This is a genomic window from Loktanella sp. PT4BL, assembly GCF_003201935.1.
Taxonomy (GTDB): Bacteria; Pseudomonadota; Alphaproteobacteria; order Rhodobacterales; family Rhodobacteraceae; genus Yoonia.
Genome location: NZ_QJJL01000003.1, coordinates 1 through 15530, shown reverse-complemented (window position 1 = coordinate 15530; position 15530 = coordinate 1). Strand labels below are relative to the sequence as shown.

The window sequence follows — 15530 nt, the reverse complement described above, 5'->3', positions numbered from 1 at the left end:
CCCCTTATTTGAAGTAGATATTATAGTCAGCACGGATCGCCGCATCGACCGCAGGGTCAATCTGGATTTGCGCTTTGCTAAGGATGTCATTCTTGCGGGCTATCGCCTGATCCAGCAACATAGGGCGGTTGGCTTCGTTCCATTCCTTCGGGCTCATCCGGTTGCCCAAGGTGGGATAGATGTATTCCGTCTGCATCAAAGCGAGCGTTTGGTCAGAGCCAAGATAATGGCCCGGACCGCCCAGACAGACGGCCTTCATCGCCTCGATTGACGTGCTGTCTTCGGTCACGTCAATGCCACGGACAGTGCGCAGAACCTGCCCCAGCACATCATCGCCAAGCACCAGCGATTCCAGACAGAACCCCAGCAATGAGGCATGCATGCCAACGGCCTCATAGACCATGTTCAGGCCCGAAAGACCGGCCAGCACGTTGGTGATACCTGTCTCCCATCCGGCCTGCATATCAGGGAGTTTCGAATCCGATATGCCCGCCGCCGCCCCCCCGGGGATGTCATAGAACCGGTGCATTTGGGCGCATCCTGCGGTCAGCAGGGCCTGCTCTGCCGAACCACCCGACATCGCCCCCGTGCGCAGGTCAGAGACAAATGGCCACGTGCCAAAGACCGCCGGATGACCGGGTGCCATCGCGTTTACATAGACGACGCCAGCAAGACATTCGGCAACCGCCTGAACAATCGCAAGGGCGATCGGCGCAGGCGCTGTTGCGCCCGCTTGCCCCGCGGACAGCAAGAGCACCGGCATGCCCGCGCGAATGCAGGCCTCCATGGAACGGCAGCTTTCTTCGGCGAATTTCATCGGCGGGACGACAAAACAGTTCGAGTTCGAAACAAAGGGGCGCGCACGCCATGCTTCTTCGCCGCCTGCGATCCGGTGCAAGAGTTCGATTGACGGTGCAACATGGCTTGGATCATCAAAAGATGTGCCGACATGTTTGGTCGTGCCTGAACAGCAGGCATAGATCGTGTTCAGATCCATTTCGAGATTGTCAGAGATATCCCGCGCCACCATCGCGCGCTGGAAGAAATGCACGTTGTCCAACGCATGGGTGATCTTGGCCGCATCGTGCAGGTCTTGTGCGGTACTGTCGCGATAGGTGTTGGTTGCAAGGTCCACCACATGCACCGCAGCACCTGCCGTGCCAAAATGAACATTCGTGCCCGTCAGGTGCAGGTCGTATTGTGGGTCACGACCATGCAAGGTGATATTCCGCGCAGCTTTGGCCAGCATGTCCTCGACCAATGCGCGTGGAAAACGGATGCGTCCGTCATCGCCCAGGATCGCGCCCGCTTTTGTAAGGATTTCGACACCGGAGGGCGGGGCCTGTGACAGACCGATCTGCTCCAAAGCATCAAGCGCCGCATGGTGGATACGCAGAACCTCTGCATCCGTCAGAGGCTTATATTGTCCGCCCGGAAGGCCTGCGCGGACAGGCCGCAAATTCTCGGCCAAAGGGGCGCTGCGCAGGGCAACGCGTGCTGCACGCCCACCGGTGCGCCCTTTTCTTTTCTCTATGTCCAACATGCTCACGCCTCCCTGGAACTGGATCGAGTATTCTCCCAGTTCACAAATCGCGCAATCTGCCTATCCGGTTATTATTGATCGGATTAACCGATTAGGGCAGGATGTAAAAGATGCAGATAGAATTGATCGATACCTTCCTGGATCTTTGCGAGACAAAGAGTTTCAACCGCACCGCAGAGCGTTTGGGTGTGACGCAGTCAACCGTTTCAGGGCGGGTGCGTTCGCTTGAGGCATCTGTAGGGGTGAAACTGTTTCAGCGCTCTCGCTCGGGCACGGCTTTGACGACCCAAGGTCTGCGATTTGAACCGCACGCCCGCAGTCTCCGCCACGATTGGGTGACGGCCAAAAATGCCGCGCAAGATACCGCGCTTGCAGGTGTCACGATGCGGATCGGGCTCCAGCACGATCTGGTAGGAATCGAAATCAAGAGGCTGATCGGACGTCTTCGCGAGATCCTGCCCCAGACCGCCTTTTTGCTAGAGGCGGATTATTCCAGTCAAATGTGTTCTGATTTGATCATTGGGCGTCAGGATATAGCAATATTATATTCACCTCAGATTCAGCCCGACCTGTACTTCGAGACACTCGGAGAAGTGCGTTACATCATGGTCTCGACCCAAGGCGATACTTTGGCCCGCGTCGACAAGGAAAACTACATTCTGGCAAACTACTCGGCAACCTTTGCAAATGCGCATGCCGCACTCTTGCCGGACCTGACGCATGTCTCGCTGTCGATCGGCCAGAATGCCGCGATGGTTGACCTTTTGACGTCACTGTCGGGATCAGCCTATGTGCTGGAACATTCGGCCAAAGCGTTGATTGCATCAGGCATCTGCCAGAGAGTTGTCGATGCGCCAAGCATAGATCAATCGGTATTTGTCGGTGTAAACGTGCGCAACAGGCACCGTGCGACATACCGGAAATTGATCAGGGCGCTGCATGAACAGTATCCATCACAGCATGCAAATGGTCGGACGCGCTCCGAGAGGTCCGCCACGGGCGAAGTAAGCGCCATATCGCCCGCCAAGCGTTGAGAACAGACATTCCGACTGGACAAGTAATAGCGGCCAAGAGCTATTACCCTCGGCCGCTGCAGTGTTTCTATTTCAAAATGGTGCCTTAAAGACCGAGAAGGCGCCACAGCTCTGCCAAGGCGGCTTCTGAGAGCTCACGACCATCTGTCAGAACGGCGAGGCTGTCACCGGCGGCCTCCTGCGCATCTAATGCATCAAGCCTCGCCATTTCATAGTCAGTTGCGGCCGCTGTCACAGCTTCTTCATACCCGCCTTCCGGAAATGCGGCTTCAATTTCTTCTTCCGACAGTCCAATCAGGGCTTGATACGTGTCAAATTTTTCATCTTGGATCGCAACAACCGCCGCAAAATCCTCTTGCGCCATTTTATAGATGTAGAGCTTGCCAGGCATGCTGTCTGGCGATGCATTGGCAAGCGCATTCGGGTTGGCATGTGCGGCATTCAGGTTGCCAAGTTCACGGGCAAGGTGGCCCCGACCATTGTTACCGGACGCCGGCCGTTCACTGGCGCCATTGCCTCTTTCGCTTTGATTGCCGCGCGCTTCGCTGGAGCGGCCATTGCCCTGCCCGTTCCCTCCACGCTCAGCAAAGGCCGGGGTAGCTGATGTTGTAAAAACCGTCGCACTCGTCATGCACAACATGGCTGCAATGCAAAGAACCTTCGTCTTCACGTGTGTCTTGCGCATCATTTGCTTTTCCTTTCTGCATGATTCGCCTGAGTTGGTAAGCGAAGCAAAATGAACGGTCGCTGAATGGGTCGTTTGTCTGGGTTCATGTGATCCTGTCAGAATAGGGGCAAGCACATATCTGCGCCTGTTTGGCGGCAATGGTGTCAAAATCAAACGGCGCATTTTTCGTGAGACGCCGTCACGCAAGCAGGTTTCAGGAACCTGACAACATGAACCGCACGTGAATACGTGGTTTTGAAAAGGTTCATAGCGGCCATGTAAAATTTTACGCTGTACGAGTTATTTGTTTACCGATTCCAATTCACTGCAGTGATGAAAGTTAAAGACATGTCTGAGACAAATATCTTGATTTTGCGCGGCCATATGACTGAAGAACTCCACGAGAAAGATAAGATCGTGTCTGAGTCAGCACCGAAAGCCCGCAAGCTGCCTTTCCCCAGTGTTGAAAGTGTCATACGAGATCTGGATGATCGCACGAATGCCCGTATGGTGTGTGCGCGCGGTTAGTTTTGGATACTGGACGAAAGCCTTTGCTGGAAATTCCGATCACCTTGAGATCAGCGATATTCGCGTCGATCCTCGCGTTAGTGCCATTTGGCGCTGCAGCTGAAGTGACGGAACTATCGCAGGGGCAATTGCGCCAACTGGTCCAGCAGGAACAAATTCTACGTGCCGAAACGATCGCATTAACCGCGGTTTCGGATTTTGGCGGTGTCGTTATCGATATTCGCGGTTTTCTTTCCAACGGCCGCATGACCTATCGTTTGCTTGTGCAGCGTGATGACGGTTCAGTTATTGAACTGCTCTACAACGGCGTTCAGGGGGAACGTATTTCGCATAGAAGCGAGATGGGTCAGGCCGTTGCAGCCGCGGCAAAGTCAACAGGCGGCGGATCAAGTCTGCCATCCAGCGCAAATGCAAACGCACAGGCGAACGCAAACGCAAACGCGGGCAATCGCGGGAATTCCGGCAACCGCGGCAATTCCGGTGATCGCGGGAATTCCGGTGGCGGTGGTGGCAATTCAGGTGATCGGGGCAATGGACGCGAAAGATAACCTGTTTATCTGCAGTCCAATTTTTGCCATTATCGCGACCTAAGGATTTCCCATGCGCATATTGGTTGCAGAAGACGATATCGAGCTGTCCGAACAGATCAAACATGCTCTTTCGAACGAAGGGCATGCGATCGATTTGGCGTCGGATGGCGAAGAAGCCAAGTTTCTGGGTGAGACAGAACCCTATGACCTGATTGTGCTTGATCTTGGGCTGCCGGTCCAGGACGGCATTACCATCCTTAAGGCGTGGCGCGACGATGGCAGCAACATTCCAGTTCTTATTCTCACAGCACGTGACGGCTGGGCAGACCGCGTTGACGGGCTTGACGCCGGTGCCGATGACTATCTGACCAAACCATTCCATATACCTGAATTCATCGCTCGCACGCGCGCGCTCTTGCGCAGGAATTCCGTTCAGCGAAATCCCGTGTTCCAGAAAAACGGAGTCAGGTTTGACAGCAGAAGCGGCAGGGTAAGCCTCAACGGCATGCCCGTCACGCTGACAGCCCCTGAAGCAGCGGTTCTGTCCTACCTGTTTCACAACGCGAACCGCCCTGTCTCAATGACCGAACTGTCAGAGCATATTTACGAATACGGCGATGACCGCGATTCCAACACAATTGCTGTTTTTGTGACCCGCCTTCGCAAGAAGCTGGGGAATGACCTTATCGAAACAGAACGTGGTCGCGGGTATTCGATCCAGCTGGTCGCGTGAGATCACTTCGCCAACGGGCTGTCGCCGGCGGCGCGATTTGGGCAACTGTTGTTGTGCTGGCAGGCACTAATGCAGTCGGAAACTACCTCGAAGATCTTACTTTATCGCGCTTTGATGAACAGCTTGCGGCACGGCACACGCAAGCTGTCGTTGCGCTGGCCAACACTGGCGGTGCGAGCGAAGCGATGCTCGATCAGCTAGACGACCCTGTCTATCAGCGGCCATTCTCGGGGAACTATTGGCAAGCCATCAATGAGGATGGTGGCATCGTGGTATCCCGCTCGCTCGCGGACTCCTTGCTGCCTGTCAGCACATCACCTGCGATCAATCCGGTTATCACTGGTGTCGAAGGGCCAGCGGGGCAGAACTTGCGTGCCTTGTCACGCCAGATGACCCTTGATGATGGCGCGGTTTGGTTGGTCACTGTTGCCTCGTCCACCGAAGCACTGGAGGCTGATCAGGCAGGCCTGCGTCAGCGTTTGAATGTATCGTTTGCACTGGTCGGCCTTCTGGCCGTTGCGGGCGCTTTTTTGCTTGTGATATTTACGCTCAGACCTCTGTCTCAGTTGCGCAAGGATGTCATCGCACGCAAGGACCATGAAGGACAATTGCCCGTCGAAAGCTATCCGCAGGAAGTACAAGCGCTCGTCACTGACATCAACACGCTACTGGATCGCAACAGAGAGATCGTCAGCCGGTCCCGACGCCAGACGGTGGATCTGGCGCACGCGCTGAAAACGCCTTCGGCGGTCTTGCGCAACGAGCTTTTTGAAATGCAGCAAGCAGGCCTACAGGTGCAAAAGGGCATCAATGCGCTTGATCGACTTGATGCGCAACTTAAACGGTCATTTGCCCGCATGAAGGCGACGCAAGATAGTGCACTCGAAGGGTCATCAACTGATCTGAATGTGAGCCTGTCAAGGCTGGGGCGTGCCTTTAGCGCACTCGCAAAACGCACGGGACGCGAAGTGATCACAGATGTTCCTCCTGATCTTCACGCCAAAATCAACCAGATCGACTTTGAAGAGATCATCGGAAATCTGCTCGATAATGCGCTGAAATGGTCAGAGACTGTGATCCAACTCACTGCCGACGCAACACCAGACCAGATTCGTATCATCGTCGAGGACGATGGCCCAGGCATGGCGGAAGGCGGTGGGGATCTGGCATTTGTCAGTGGGCAAAGACTTGATGAATCAAAGCCCGGAACAGGTCTTGGCTTGGCGATCGCATCTGATCTGGTGATTGCTTATCAGGGGGGCATAGAAGTCCGACGATCCGTACAGCTTGGCGGTGCAAGATTTGTGGTGACATTGCGCAGGCACGCAGGGTCGGATTGAATTTGTTACCTTTCGCAAATTGGTCGTCCCGCTTGCAGGCTTCATCAACCTAATGCAAAGCACCGCGTATATGCCATGTCATTGACATGAATGAACGCAAACGACCCATTCAAGAGCCATTCACGTACAAGGATTTATACTTTCTTCATTATTGTTTCGAAAGTGGGCCCGCTCAAACGCCACTCACGGGATTTGCATATGTTGCCGATCAGAGTGCTGCCCATGATTTCGAGAGAGTGCCGTGATAAAGGAACTTTGCGCCTTGACGTCATGATCATAGACCTTGTGGGCCCGGCCGGATGCCGAGGCAATTACAGATATGATTACTGAGATTTGGTTGCGGGAGTAGGATTTGAACCTACGACCTTCAGGTTATGAGCTAAAACTCAATGGTTTCAATAACTTATTAAAATCAACACCTTAGAAGGCAAGCCTTTGAAAGCAAAAACTTATCCGCCGCTTCTCACCGGATTTCACCGTTTTGGCACGGATCCGAGTGTAGCCCAAATAGCATTCACGGGTTGACCAGACGTTGACCAGCATTCTCCGATGATCACTAAGAAGAGCCATCAAAATAGGTCCAGTGCACCGACGACGTTGAACGAAGCAAGAAGATTTAACCCCCAATACTGTCGGCATCCACATCGACGGTATCGGCCTTTACCGGACATTCATAGGTGATTGCAACGCGGCGGTACACCTTCCCCCAAAGCAGACATTGGCAGTGGAACGCAGCATTTCGGCTGAGCCGATGTCTGCTAGGCGGGACGAAGCAGACCTCGGCTGGAGACAATCAAATGCCCGCTTCAAGGCCAAATGCGCGCCCCGTAGGACGGTTGCCATCATGCTTACCACGAACTGCTTCTACGCTTTATAGAGTGGTTACCTGCAAGACTGAGGACTGCGACACAGTACGCGCCACAGCCCAGAACTGAGTTGGCCTAGGCCGCAGCATTGTGTAGGCGCTGAGTAAACACACCACGTTCCGTCAAAGAACGTAGGCCTTTGGCTCCCGCAAGCGCGGCGAGGTCGGCCACAGGCTCGATCAAGATCACCAGCAGATAGGCGACGCCAAAGCTAGTCACGGCTGAGATATTTTCAGCACCAACGCCTTGGCCGTAGATAGCCCAGAATGCCACCCATGCCACCACGCCTCCTTGATAAACTGCCGACATCTTCAATACGTCTGAATAACGCAGATCGACATATGCAGTTGTCTGTGGGATGACCTTTTTGGCCAGCGCGTCCACTGCAAACAGGGGGAACAGCAGCGTCGAGACGTTGACAAAGTACATCGGCACATCAGAGGGCGCGAACAAGAAGCCTTGGATTGCTAGACCGCCTGCAAGACCAACCGCAGCCGGGCCAGACCCAAGTAGCAGAAATAGGGTCGTTCCCAGAATTATATGAACTTCAGATATGCCAACCGCGAAGTGTGGGAATACTTCGAAGAAGATGAACACTCCAACAGCGGCAATGATTGCGCGCAGGCCAAATGATACGGCAGAGTGGGTCTTGAGATCATCATTGATTAATTTCATGGAATAGCCAGCAGCCGCAGCCGCAGTACCATAAGCGAGGAGCATTTTCGCGCCATCTACGACGCCCGGTTCGATATGCATAATATAGTTCCTTTGCGTCCACCCGACGCAGTTAATTTGCCGGAGGGTCCGGCGGTTACGTTACGATGGCAGGTGTCTTGACTTACAACTTCAAGGCTTCTGCCTCAGGCTGTTCACAGTTGCGGGGGCAGTCCGAGTTTCTCACACGGTTCCCAATTAAGAACTTCTTTCGAAGATCACCATCATTTTCACCTGATGCTTTCGTGGGAAACTAGCAAGGTCTGACTGCGACATGAGAGAAAGCATAAACGCTGCGGTAGGCGGCCATTGAGTGCCCCGCAGAATTGGCTACTACGCGCTTATTTTGTTGAAAACCTCTTTCTTGATCGAGAGCTGAACTGCTGATTCAATTCCTGTAATCGAGGGGAGTATCGGCGATGATGGGACCGAGGCAGGAAGCGCAACCGGCGTTATTTTACGAGTTCTCGCTCGAGGATCACATCCCCATGGATCATTTGCTGCGATCCATCAACCGGTTCGTCGACCTGGGCAGTATCTGTGCCCACCTTGCTGATTTCTACAGTCACACGGGCCGTCCCTCCGTCGATCCCGAGCTGCTGATCCGGATGCTGCTGGTCGGGTATTGCTTTGGTATCCGGTCAGAGCGGCGGCTCTGCGAGGAGGTGCATCTGAACCTCGCGTATCGCTGGTTTTGCGACAGACGCCGCCGCCTGCGCCCGGAATTCTCCCGTGCTTCTTCACGTTATCCGATCCGGTTGCGCTGGGCGGCACGACTAACATATTGACATCGCTATGCGGAATTCCTGTCAGGCGCCAATTCCACCTTCCGCCTATTTTCCGCCCCTGCCCCCGTGCTCTGACTTGATAGAGGCGTCGATCTACGCCTGTGTCGATCACGAAAGGAGGGCCAGGTGAATGGTCAAACGATTGAAGCTAAGTGAGAAAGTGCTGCGCGATGCAGAGCCGCTGGAGGGGAATAGTTACCAGATCTTCGATACCGACATACGCGGACTAGCGGCGCGCATACAACCATCCGGCAATCGCGCCTTTACGTTGGATTACCGTTTCGCCGGACGCCAGAGGCGGATGTCGATCGGGCGCTGGCCTGAATGGAGCGTTACGGCCGCGCGCGAACGCGCCAAAGAGCTAAGGCGGATGATCGATGAAGGTCAGGACCCTTTGGCAGCCAAGGAAGAGCTGCGCACGGCGCCACGCATCTCCGACATGATTGACCGTTACATCCGCGAGCACTTGCCCAAACTGTCTCCCACCAACGCCGGCGATCAAATATCGATGCTCAAGAAGATGCTCGACCCGGCATGGGGCAACCGCCTTGTCCCCGACATCACCAAATCAGATGTGGCCACGTTTCTGGATTTTGTAGCGGAAGGCCGCCCCCGCCCGTGCAAGCTCAAACCGAATAATCGTGCCCGTAAGCTGCAAGGGCACAAACCAACGCCAATCCGCGCCAATCGTATGGGCGAGGTGTTGCGCAAGATGTTCACGCTCGCCATGGAATGGGAATGGCGCGCGGACAATCCGGCACAGGGCTTCCACCGGCGTATCGAAAATGCCCGCGAGCGGTTTCTGAGCCCTGAAGAGCTGGTCCGGCTTGCCGCCACACTCGATGCGGCCACGGATCAGCGTGCCGCCTCGATCATTCGCATGTGCATGCTGACGGGTGCGCGGGTGGGTGAGGTCCGCACTGCGCGGTTCGAGCAATTCAATCTGGATTACGCCATCTGGTCCAAACCCGCCGCGACCACCAAACAACGCAAGATCCACCGCGTGCCGATCTCACAAGACGTGGCCGCTATCGTGCGTCAGCGCCAACTGGTGGTGCCCGACGGCAATCCCTGGCTCTTCCCAGGCGATACTGTCGGACAACCCGTCAAAGAAATTCGCCGCTTTTGGGTGAAGGTGCAGCATGAGGCAGATCTGCATGATGTTCGCATCCATGACCTGCGTCACACGTTTGCGTCCCTGCTGGTCAGTGGCGGTGCATCTCTGGAAATTATTGGCCGCCTATTGGGACACACCCAGATGCAAACCACGCAGCGATACGCGCATCTGATGGACTCGCCCCTGCGTGCAGGCGTGGACAGCGTGGCCAGTATCTTCCGCCCACGCCCCCGGGTTGTGCATGATGCTGAACCGGATCAACGCTCCGCATAATTGCGGGGCGTCACTTGTCGCCCCGCAGAATGCGCCAGACCAATATGATGCGCTTCCGGATCGTGCTGTCCTCGGGAACCTTGCCAGATTTCGAACTGCGGATGAACCATTCCTGTATTTCGCCTACCAGTGCCGCCTGACTTTCAGGCAATCCCTCTTCATTGATCCGCTTGAAGAGCCAGGCATACATGGCGTCCCAATCATAGCGCGGCGCAGCACCAGCGGAATGCATGCTCCGACGCAAGATATCGCGCTCGTCCTCATAACACTGTACATCCTGACCAGGCACCAGAAGATCAATGCTGCGGATGACCAGCCCCTCCGCAGGTTCGGTGATGTAGATCCACTCACCACCCTCATATGGCGCGATACGGCGCAGCGTGGTGGCTTCATCGCTGGGACCCGTCCGGCGGAACATCGGCAACATATCCCCGACATTCACCTGCACAAGACCACCGATGCGTTGATGACCACAGGTAACCGGCGAGATACCAATAAACACACGCAGCTGCCCGAGAATGGCCGCATCTACAACCTTGTGCAGAGGACATTGCCAGCGGATCGCCAGCTCCGCCATCGAAAAGAAAGCGCTTGGTGAGGCAGTCATATTCATTCTCCTTTATCCTTGCCACCATTTGGCCAGCCACACATGCCCCGGCATTCCCCACGTTTTGCGCGGGCAATGCGCCTCCAGTCACGCGCCGATACGGCGCGCGTTGGTGGTTTGCGCAAGCGATGTGCAAGAGGGGAATAAGAATCGCCTCAACCGACTTGGGCAGCTTGCGCGAAGCTGTACAAAATGCACTATTGAGGGTGGCAAATTATGGCACCCCACTCAAATGTCCTATGTTCCATTCTCGAAAACGCTGGAGCTCATGCAACTGGCGGACATGGCTGCTTTGCGCCCCAAGGGGGTATGCCTGACAGACATTCAGAACGCCTTCAAAGTGAACCACCGCAGCGCTCAGCGCATGGCACGCGCACTGGAAAAGGTATTTCCGACCGTCGACGTGAACATCGACCCGGATGATCGCCGCAAGTGGTGGTCATTCTCGGGACAAGAACGCCTGTTGCGCCTGCAAGGCATACAGGACGATGAGCTATCAGCTTTGGAGATGGGTATTCGCCGTGCAACCCGCGACGGTGCTGTAACCGAGGTGCGCGCGCTGGAAACCTTACGTTCCCGGATCATCGCCCTGCATCCAACAGGCGAGGTTCTGCGCGCAGAAACGGATGCTGAGGCAACGCTGCAAGCGCGAGGCCACGCCTGCCGCCCCGGTCCACGTACCTCCTACGATCCGGAAATCCTCGCTGTGATCGACCTCGCACTCAAAGGCCCATTCACGCTGGATGTCGACTATATCGGAGAGCGGGATGATGCCCCCCGCACACGGCGGGTCGAACCTTACGGCGTGTTATTCGGTCTACGTTGTTATTTGATTTGCCGCGAACCGGAGCGGGATACTCGTATCAGGCATTTCCGGCTCGACCGCTTGCACGGAGCCCGGCTTGTCAAAGACACATTCCTGCGTGATCCCGGATTTGACATTGCGGGGCATGCGGCCCGGTCTTTCGAGTGCTTTCATTCCGAAACGGAGTTTGGCACCGTCATCTGGCACTTCAACAAGCGTGCTGCGCCGGTGGCTCGCAACTATGTGTTTCACCCCAACCAGATCATGCAGAATGATAAGGAGGGCGGGCTGATCGTCAGCTTCGAGGCCGGTGGCTGGCTGGAAATGGCCTGGCACCTTTACAAATGGGGCGACACCGTCGAGGTTATCGCCCCAGACGAATTGCGCGAACTGGTTGCCGACTACCGGCGGCCTGATTTCCCCTCACTGCCGTAGTCGCCCGCGCTCATCCGACGGGTTTCGCCTGCAGCCGTATGCGTCGCGCTAAAATCTGCCTGACGCACTGCGAACCTGCGCGTTCACAAATCAAACAGCAGCCGTGCCGCCACACCGCTTTTGGCAGGGGTGGAATTGCATCAGAAAATTCCGGATTTAAGCCTCAGAAAAGGCGCGCGGACATGCCGCAAAATCATAAAACTCAATAAAACATGGGGTGGAATTCACCTCTCTTCCCAATTCCACCTTCCGCCTCGTTTCCACCCCTCGACCTCTGCTTCGATCACCTGAGCCCGAACAGTCGGGCCCGAAACAAGGAGATCACCCATGTCGCAGATGATGATACCTGAACCGGCCACGGAGCCGTCGAACCTACTGGCCGACTGGATCAGCAGGGAACAGCTGGCCAAGGACCTGACAATCAAACCCGATACATTGTCGCGGTGGGAAGCGCGGCGCGAAGGGCCGCCCTGCATGCGCATTGGCCGTAAGGTCTTTTATCGCCGCAGCAGTGTTGAGGCGTGGCTCCTGAGCCGCGAGCAAAGTCATCCTAACCGCAAACGGAGGGCTGGACGATGAGCATCCCCCTGCCCTTCCGGCAACGGAGCCGACGCGCTGAACGTGATGAGGCGCGCGCGGACTGGATTGACGAGCGGCGGCGCGAGGCCCGCATCGTCGTGGCCGACGTCATTCACCATTCCGACCACATGCTGCGCCTCGCCTGCAATGTGCTGGTCCGCCATGGCGAGACACCTGAGGAACGTGAGGACGCGCGGATCTTGCTGGTCGTGCTGGAGGCCAAGACCCCGGGGCGCGGCAATCATCACAACCAGGATCCGGAGGTGGAGCGATGAAGCGGCGTGGAACACCCGAGGCAGATCTGCAGCGCGCTGTTGTGGTCGCTCTGCGCTTTGCCCTGCCCAAGGGGGCGATCGTGCATCACTGCGCCAATGAAGTTACCGAGGCCGGGCCCTGCGGTGCGCGGCGTCAGGCGATCCTGGTTGGCATGGGGGTGAACCCCGGCTTTGCCGATCTCATTGTGCTCTGCGATGGGCGCGTGCTGTTTTTGGAGCTGAAGTCTCTGAAGGGTCGTCTCAGCCCTGAGCAGGAGGCGTTTCGCGATGCCATCTTGGCGCAAGGCTTTGGCTGGGCGCTGGTGCGCAGCCTCGATGATGCGCTGGGCGCGCTGGCGGATCACGGATTCACAACGCGGATCGTGCAAACCAGTACACCGGACGCCCCGCGCGATGCAAGGGCACGCCACGATGGTACCGGTCCTTCGGCGCGGAGGGTCACCTCATGAGCCATGCTGCCACCAACTGGGCCATCCAGCGCCGTGGGCTCAAGCCCACCACCAAGATTGTGCTCTGGCATCTGTGTGATCGCTTCAATCCCGACTACGGCTGTTTCCCCTCCCAAGCGCGGCTGGCGCATGATTGCGAGATCAGTCGCTCGACCTTGAATGATCATCTTGGTCAGCTGGAAGCGGCGGGTTTATTGCGCCGTGTGCCGCGCATTCACCCCGTGACCAAACGGCAGATGCCCACGCGCTACATCTTGGGGTTCGAGCCCGGCTTTACCCCGCATGATCCTAACCCGTGTCCAGAAACCGGACACGGCACATTGCTATTGGGTGGGACAGTGCCAGGGGACCAAGGTTCCTGCGAAGAAATGGCCAATGAGCAGGACCCGTGTCCGAAAACGGGACACGGGATTGATGCGCGACCCGTGTCCGATTTTGACCCCGACCCGTGTCCGGAAAATGACCAAAGCCGTGTCCGAAATCCGGACACTAACCTTGTAAGAGAACCTTTAAGTAAACCAGTAAAGGAGGAGGAGGAGGATGCGCGCGGGCGCGAAATCGGTTTTGACGATTTCTTTGGTGACCTGCTGCGAGCGCTTGGCTTCGATGCCTACGGCGCACTGCCCGCTTGGTGGCAGGGCTTGCCAGCACGGCAGCACGTCCAGCGCTGGATCGATGATCTGGGCATGTCGCAGGATCGGATCCTTGCGGTAGCCCGCGAGAGCCGCGAGGCTCACCCTGCCCCGCCAGATGGCCCCAAGGCGCTCGATCGGGCCATGGAACGGGTTGCACGGCGTGACGCCGAGGCCGGTGCCAAGGCCAGGACTACAGCAGCAGGCAGTGGTCGAACAGCCAAGGGGCGGCGCAAGCAAGCGACGGGTCCCCGTCCCAGTGATGATCAGCTGGCCGCGTTCTACGCCGGGATGGTCAATTCCGACGCCTTCCTGCCAGCCAATGCCATCAGCAGCGCCATGTGCGAATTGATGCTGGCACGCCAACTGGTCACGCCAGACAAGCTGCGTCAGCGGGGTGTGCTATGAGCAAGTTTGATCGCAGATTGCCCCGCATGCGCGCACAGCCCAGCGCAGGTGGCAAACCCAAACGCGCGCTGGGCGTGCAGGCAGCCCTTGAATGGACCTTCCGGGTCGAGAAAGCCCAGCTTGAACTGCCACCGAGACAGGACGCCGAGGAGGAAAGTCGTGGCTTCGGGTTGGAATATGTTCTGATGCAGCGCGGCGTACTGGGTTGCAAGGTCGATGGCGGACAGTACAAGATGGGCAGCTACACCCATCCGGACGCCGAGGTGATTGCAGCGACCGTGGCTGGACTGCCCGACAGCCTTGGCGGGATCCGCATGGCCCTGCGCGTCGCAGAGCTGGCACGGGCGGGGATGACACCCGACTGGATGCCGGGTGCGGTGCCGCGTTGTGTGCCGCGGGAGACGCGCGAGAACCAGCATGGGGTTCGGGCCGTCACCCAGGTGATCGGGACGGAGCGCGTCCTCTCGCGGGGCAAATGGCGGACCATTGATGTTTTGATCTGTCCAGTAACTTGGCGACCCCACCCAGAGCAGATCACAGCAGCGCAGCGAGGGTATCAGGATTGGTGGGAGGCGCTCGGCTGGGTGCGCGATGGGTTGGTCACTGGCGGGATGTTGAGGGAGGTGGAGGTGGCGGGGGTGATGCCGCAGGTGCAGCCTTGGAAAAGCGAGTAATAACGTCGGTGTTGGCCCAAACCGGCACTTGAATAGCTGACCAACATTCTGCGGCCGCAGCCCGCTTACTGGCAATTCGTGCATCATGCAGCATCTCTGGCTATCAGAGGTCCGGTATGCGGACAGGGACAAAACCGCTCTCGCGGTATTGGCGTTTTTGGCGTGTGTTTCGCATAGGTTGGAGCGAGGTGACTTTGCAAACTGACGAACCTCTTGGACGATTGAAACCGTCTCAATTTGACCAAGAGGAGATTTTTATGACCGATAAATATGTACCTGCGCTACGTCAGCAATTTCTCGAAGATATGCAAATCAAAGGGCTGCGGCCCAAGACTCAGACGATGTATCTGCGCTGGATTCGGTATTTCACGCGGTTTATGGTGCGTTCTCCAGATACTGCGACGCCGGAGGATTTACAGGCGTTTCAGCTGGATATGAGTAAGCGGCGGCCCCGCCCCATTGATTTGGCCTGTTCCTGACGCGTGAGGTGCCTGCGAGAAGGTCTGCGTTAGCAGATGGAGGTTGCGTATGGC

Annotated in this window: 16 protein-coding genes, 1 pseudogene and 1 riboswitch; of the genes and pseudogenes, 13 read left to right on the top strand and 4 right to left on the bottom strand. The window is 56.8% G+C overall.

Annotation, left to right across the window (positions count from 1 at the left end; genetic code table 11):
- Positions 1-4: 4 nt before the first annotated feature.
- On the bottom strand, positions 5-1543 hold the full coding sequence (locus C7964_RS09745) for a trimethylamine methyltransferase family protein (RefSeq protein WP_110279497.1): 1539 nt from the start codon (positions 1541-1543) through the stop codon (positions 5-7).
- A 110-nt stretch (positions 1544-1653) separates the two neighbouring features.
- Between C7964_RS09745 and C7964_RS09740 the strand changes: the two genes are divergently transcribed.
- On the top strand, positions 1654-2577 hold the full coding sequence (locus tag C7964_RS09740) for a LysR family transcriptional regulator (protein WP_110279496.1): 924 nt from the start codon (positions 1654-1656) through the stop codon (positions 2575-2577).
- Positions 2578-2662: 85 nt separating this feature from the next.
- On the opposite strand, the gene C7964_RS09735 is transcribed toward C7964_RS09740, so the two are convergent.
- Entirely contained in the window at positions 2663-3265 is a 603-nt protein-coding gene (locus C7964_RS09735; protein ID WP_110279495.1) for a hypothetical protein, read from the bottom strand.
- Positions 3266-3795: 530 nt separating this feature from the next.
- Between C7964_RS09735 and C7964_RS09725 the strand changes: the two genes are divergently transcribed.
- From C7964_RS09725 to C7964_RS09715, 3 genes are read left to right on the top strand one after another with little or no spacing between them, the layout of a single operon-like run.
- Positions 3796-4320, top strand: coding sequence for a hypothetical protein (locus C7964_RS09725; protein WP_110279493.1), 525 nt, complete (start codon positions 3796-3798; stop codon positions 4318-4320).
- 52 nt (positions 4321-4372) lie between these two features.
- Complete coding sequence (locus C7964_RS09720; protein ID WP_110279492.1) at positions 4373-5035, top strand: response regulator transcription factor; 663 nt, start codon at positions 4373-4375, stop codon at positions 5033-5035.
- Positions 5032-6375 (top strand): ATP-binding protein, encoded by a 1344-nt coding sequence (locus C7964_RS09715; RefSeq protein ID WP_110279491.1) that lies wholly within the window; start codon positions 5032-5034, stop codon positions 6373-6375. The genes C7964_RS09720 and C7964_RS09715 overlap by 4 nt, the downstream gene beginning before the upstream one ends.
- 941 nt (positions 6376-7316) lie before the next feature.
- On the opposite strand, the gene C7964_RS09710 is transcribed toward C7964_RS09715, so the two are convergent.
- A complete protein-coding gene (locus tag C7964_RS09710) occupies positions 7317-7997 on the bottom strand; it encodes an energy-coupling factor ABC transporter permease (protein WP_110279490.1) in 681 nt (226 codons plus the stop codon).
- A gap of 50 nt (positions 7998-8047) precedes the next feature.
- A riboswitch (cobalamin riboswitch) is annotated at positions 8048-8196 on the bottom strand.
- A 178-nt stretch (positions 8197-8374) separates the two neighbouring features.
- Between C7964_RS09710 and C7964_RS09705 the strand changes: the two are divergent.
- Positions 8375-8653 (top strand): annotated as a pseudogene (locus tag C7964_RS09705) (transposase); the annotation flags it as partial.
- Positions 8654-8873: 220 nt separating this feature from the next.
- The gene (locus C7964_RS09700; protein ID WP_110279489.1) at positions 8874-10133 is read left to right on the top strand and encodes a tyrosine-type recombinase/integrase; all 1260 of its coding nucleotides are present in this window, start codon (positions 8874-8876) and stop codon (positions 10131-10133) included.
- A 10-nt stretch (positions 10134-10143) separates the two neighbouring features.
- Here the strand turns inward: C7964_RS09700 and C7964_RS09695 are convergent, their stop codons facing one another.
- On the bottom strand, positions 10144-10740 hold the full coding sequence (locus C7964_RS09695) for a hypothetical protein (protein WP_110279488.1): 597 nt from the start codon (positions 10738-10740) through the stop codon (positions 10144-10146).
- Positions 10741-10972: 232 nt separating this feature from the next.
- On the opposite strand from C7964_RS09695, the gene C7964_RS09690 reads away from it, so the two are divergent.
- The 7 genes from C7964_RS09690 to C7964_RS09660 all read left to right on the top strand — a co-directional run bounded on the left by C7964_RS09690 (position 10973) and on the right by C7964_RS09660 (position 15476).
- Complete coding sequence (locus C7964_RS09690) at positions 10973-11980, top strand: helix-turn-helix transcriptional regulator (RefSeq protein WP_181417150.1); 1008 nt, start codon at positions 10973-10975, stop codon at positions 11978-11980.
- A 327-nt stretch (positions 11981-12307) separates the two neighbouring features.
- Positions 12308-12559, top strand: coding sequence for a helix-turn-helix transcriptional regulator (locus C7964_RS09685; RefSeq protein ID WP_110279487.1), 252 nt, complete (start codon positions 12308-12310; stop codon positions 12557-12559).
- Entirely contained in the window at positions 12556-12834 is a 279-nt protein-coding gene (locus tag C7964_RS09680) for a hypothetical protein (RefSeq protein WP_110279486.1), read from the top strand. The genes C7964_RS09685 and C7964_RS09680 overlap by 4 nt, the downstream gene beginning before the upstream one ends.
- Complete coding sequence (locus C7964_RS09675) at positions 12831-13283, top strand: VRR-NUC domain-containing protein (protein ID WP_110279485.1); 453 nt, start codon at positions 12831-12833, stop codon at positions 13281-13283. Before C7964_RS09680 ends, C7964_RS09675 begins: the two co-directional genes overlap by 4 nt.
- Entirely contained in the window at positions 13280-14323 is a 1044-nt protein-coding gene (locus C7964_RS09670) for a helix-turn-helix domain-containing protein (RefSeq protein ID WP_110279484.1), read from the top strand. Before C7964_RS09675 ends, C7964_RS09670 begins: the two co-directional genes overlap by 4 nt.
- The gene (locus C7964_RS09665) at positions 14320-14997 is read left to right on the top strand and encodes a hypothetical protein (protein ID WP_181417149.1); all 678 of its coding nucleotides are present in this window, start codon (positions 14320-14322) and stop codon (positions 14995-14997) included. Before C7964_RS09670 ends, C7964_RS09665 begins: the two co-directional genes overlap by 4 nt.
- Positions 14998-15254: 257 nt before the next feature.
- Positions 15255-15476, top strand: coding sequence for a phage integrase N-terminal SAM-like domain-containing protein (locus C7964_RS09660; protein WP_110279483.1), 222 nt, complete (start codon positions 15255-15257; stop codon positions 15474-15476).
- Positions 15477-15530: the final 54 nt, after the last annotated feature.

What these genes read in the sequence shown, in the direction of transcription:
- C7964_RS09740 (WP_110279496.1), top strand. Translation starts at nt 1,654, where the DNA reads ATGCAGATAGAATTGATCGATACCTTCCTGGATCTTTGCGAGACAAAG.
- C7964_RS09680 (WP_110279486.1), top strand. Translation starts at nt 12,556, where the DNA reads ATGAGCATCCCCCTGCCCTTCCGGCAACGGAGCCGACGCGCTGAACGT.
- C7964_RS09690 (WP_181417150.1), top strand. Translation starts at nt 10,973, where the DNA reads ATGTCCTATGTTCCATTCTCGAAAACGCTGGAGCTCATGCAACTGGCG.
- C7964_RS09670 (WP_110279484.1), top strand. Translation starts at nt 13,280, where the DNA reads ATGAGCCATGCTGCCACCAACTGGGCCATCCAGCGCCGTGGGCTCAAG.
- C7964_RS09735 (WP_110279495.1), bottom strand. Translation starts at nt 3,265, where the DNA reads ATGATGCGCAAGACACACGTGAAGACGAAGGTTCTTTGCATTGCAGCC.
- C7964_RS09720 (WP_110279492.1), top strand. Translation starts at nt 4,373, where the DNA reads ATGCGCATATTGGTTGCAGAAGACGATATCGAGCTGTCCGAACAGATC.
- C7964_RS09665 (WP_181417149.1), top strand. Translation starts at nt 14,320, where the DNA reads ATGAGCAAGTTTGATCGCAGATTGCCCCGCATGCGCGCACAGCCCAGC.
- C7964_RS09695 (WP_110279488.1), bottom strand. Translation starts at nt 10,740, where the DNA reads ATGACTGCCTCACCAAGCGCTTTCTTTTCGATGGCGGAGCTGGCGATC.
- C7964_RS09700 (WP_110279489.1), top strand. Translation starts at nt 8,874, where the DNA reads ATGGTCAAACGATTGAAGCTAAGTGAGAAAGTGCTGCGCGATGCAGAG.
- C7964_RS09710 (WP_110279490.1), bottom strand. Translation starts at nt 7,997, where the DNA reads ATGCATATCGAACCGGGCGTCGTAGATGGCGCGAAAATGCTCCTCGCT.
- C7964_RS09675 (WP_110279485.1), top strand. Translation starts at nt 12,831, where the DNA reads ATGAAGCGGCGTGGAACACCCGAGGCAGATCTGCAGCGCGCTGTTGTG.
- C7964_RS09685 (WP_110279487.1), top strand. Translation starts at nt 12,308, where the DNA reads ATGTCGCAGATGATGATACCTGAACCGGCCACGGAGCCGTCGAACCTA.
- C7964_RS09660 (WP_110279483.1), top strand. Translation starts at nt 15,255, where the DNA reads ATGACCGATAAATATGTACCTGCGCTACGTCAGCAATTTCTCGAAGAT.
- C7964_RS09745 (WP_110279497.1), bottom strand. Translation starts at nt 1,543, where the DNA reads ATGTTGGACATAGAGAAAAGAAAAGGGCGCACCGGTGGGCGTGCAGCA.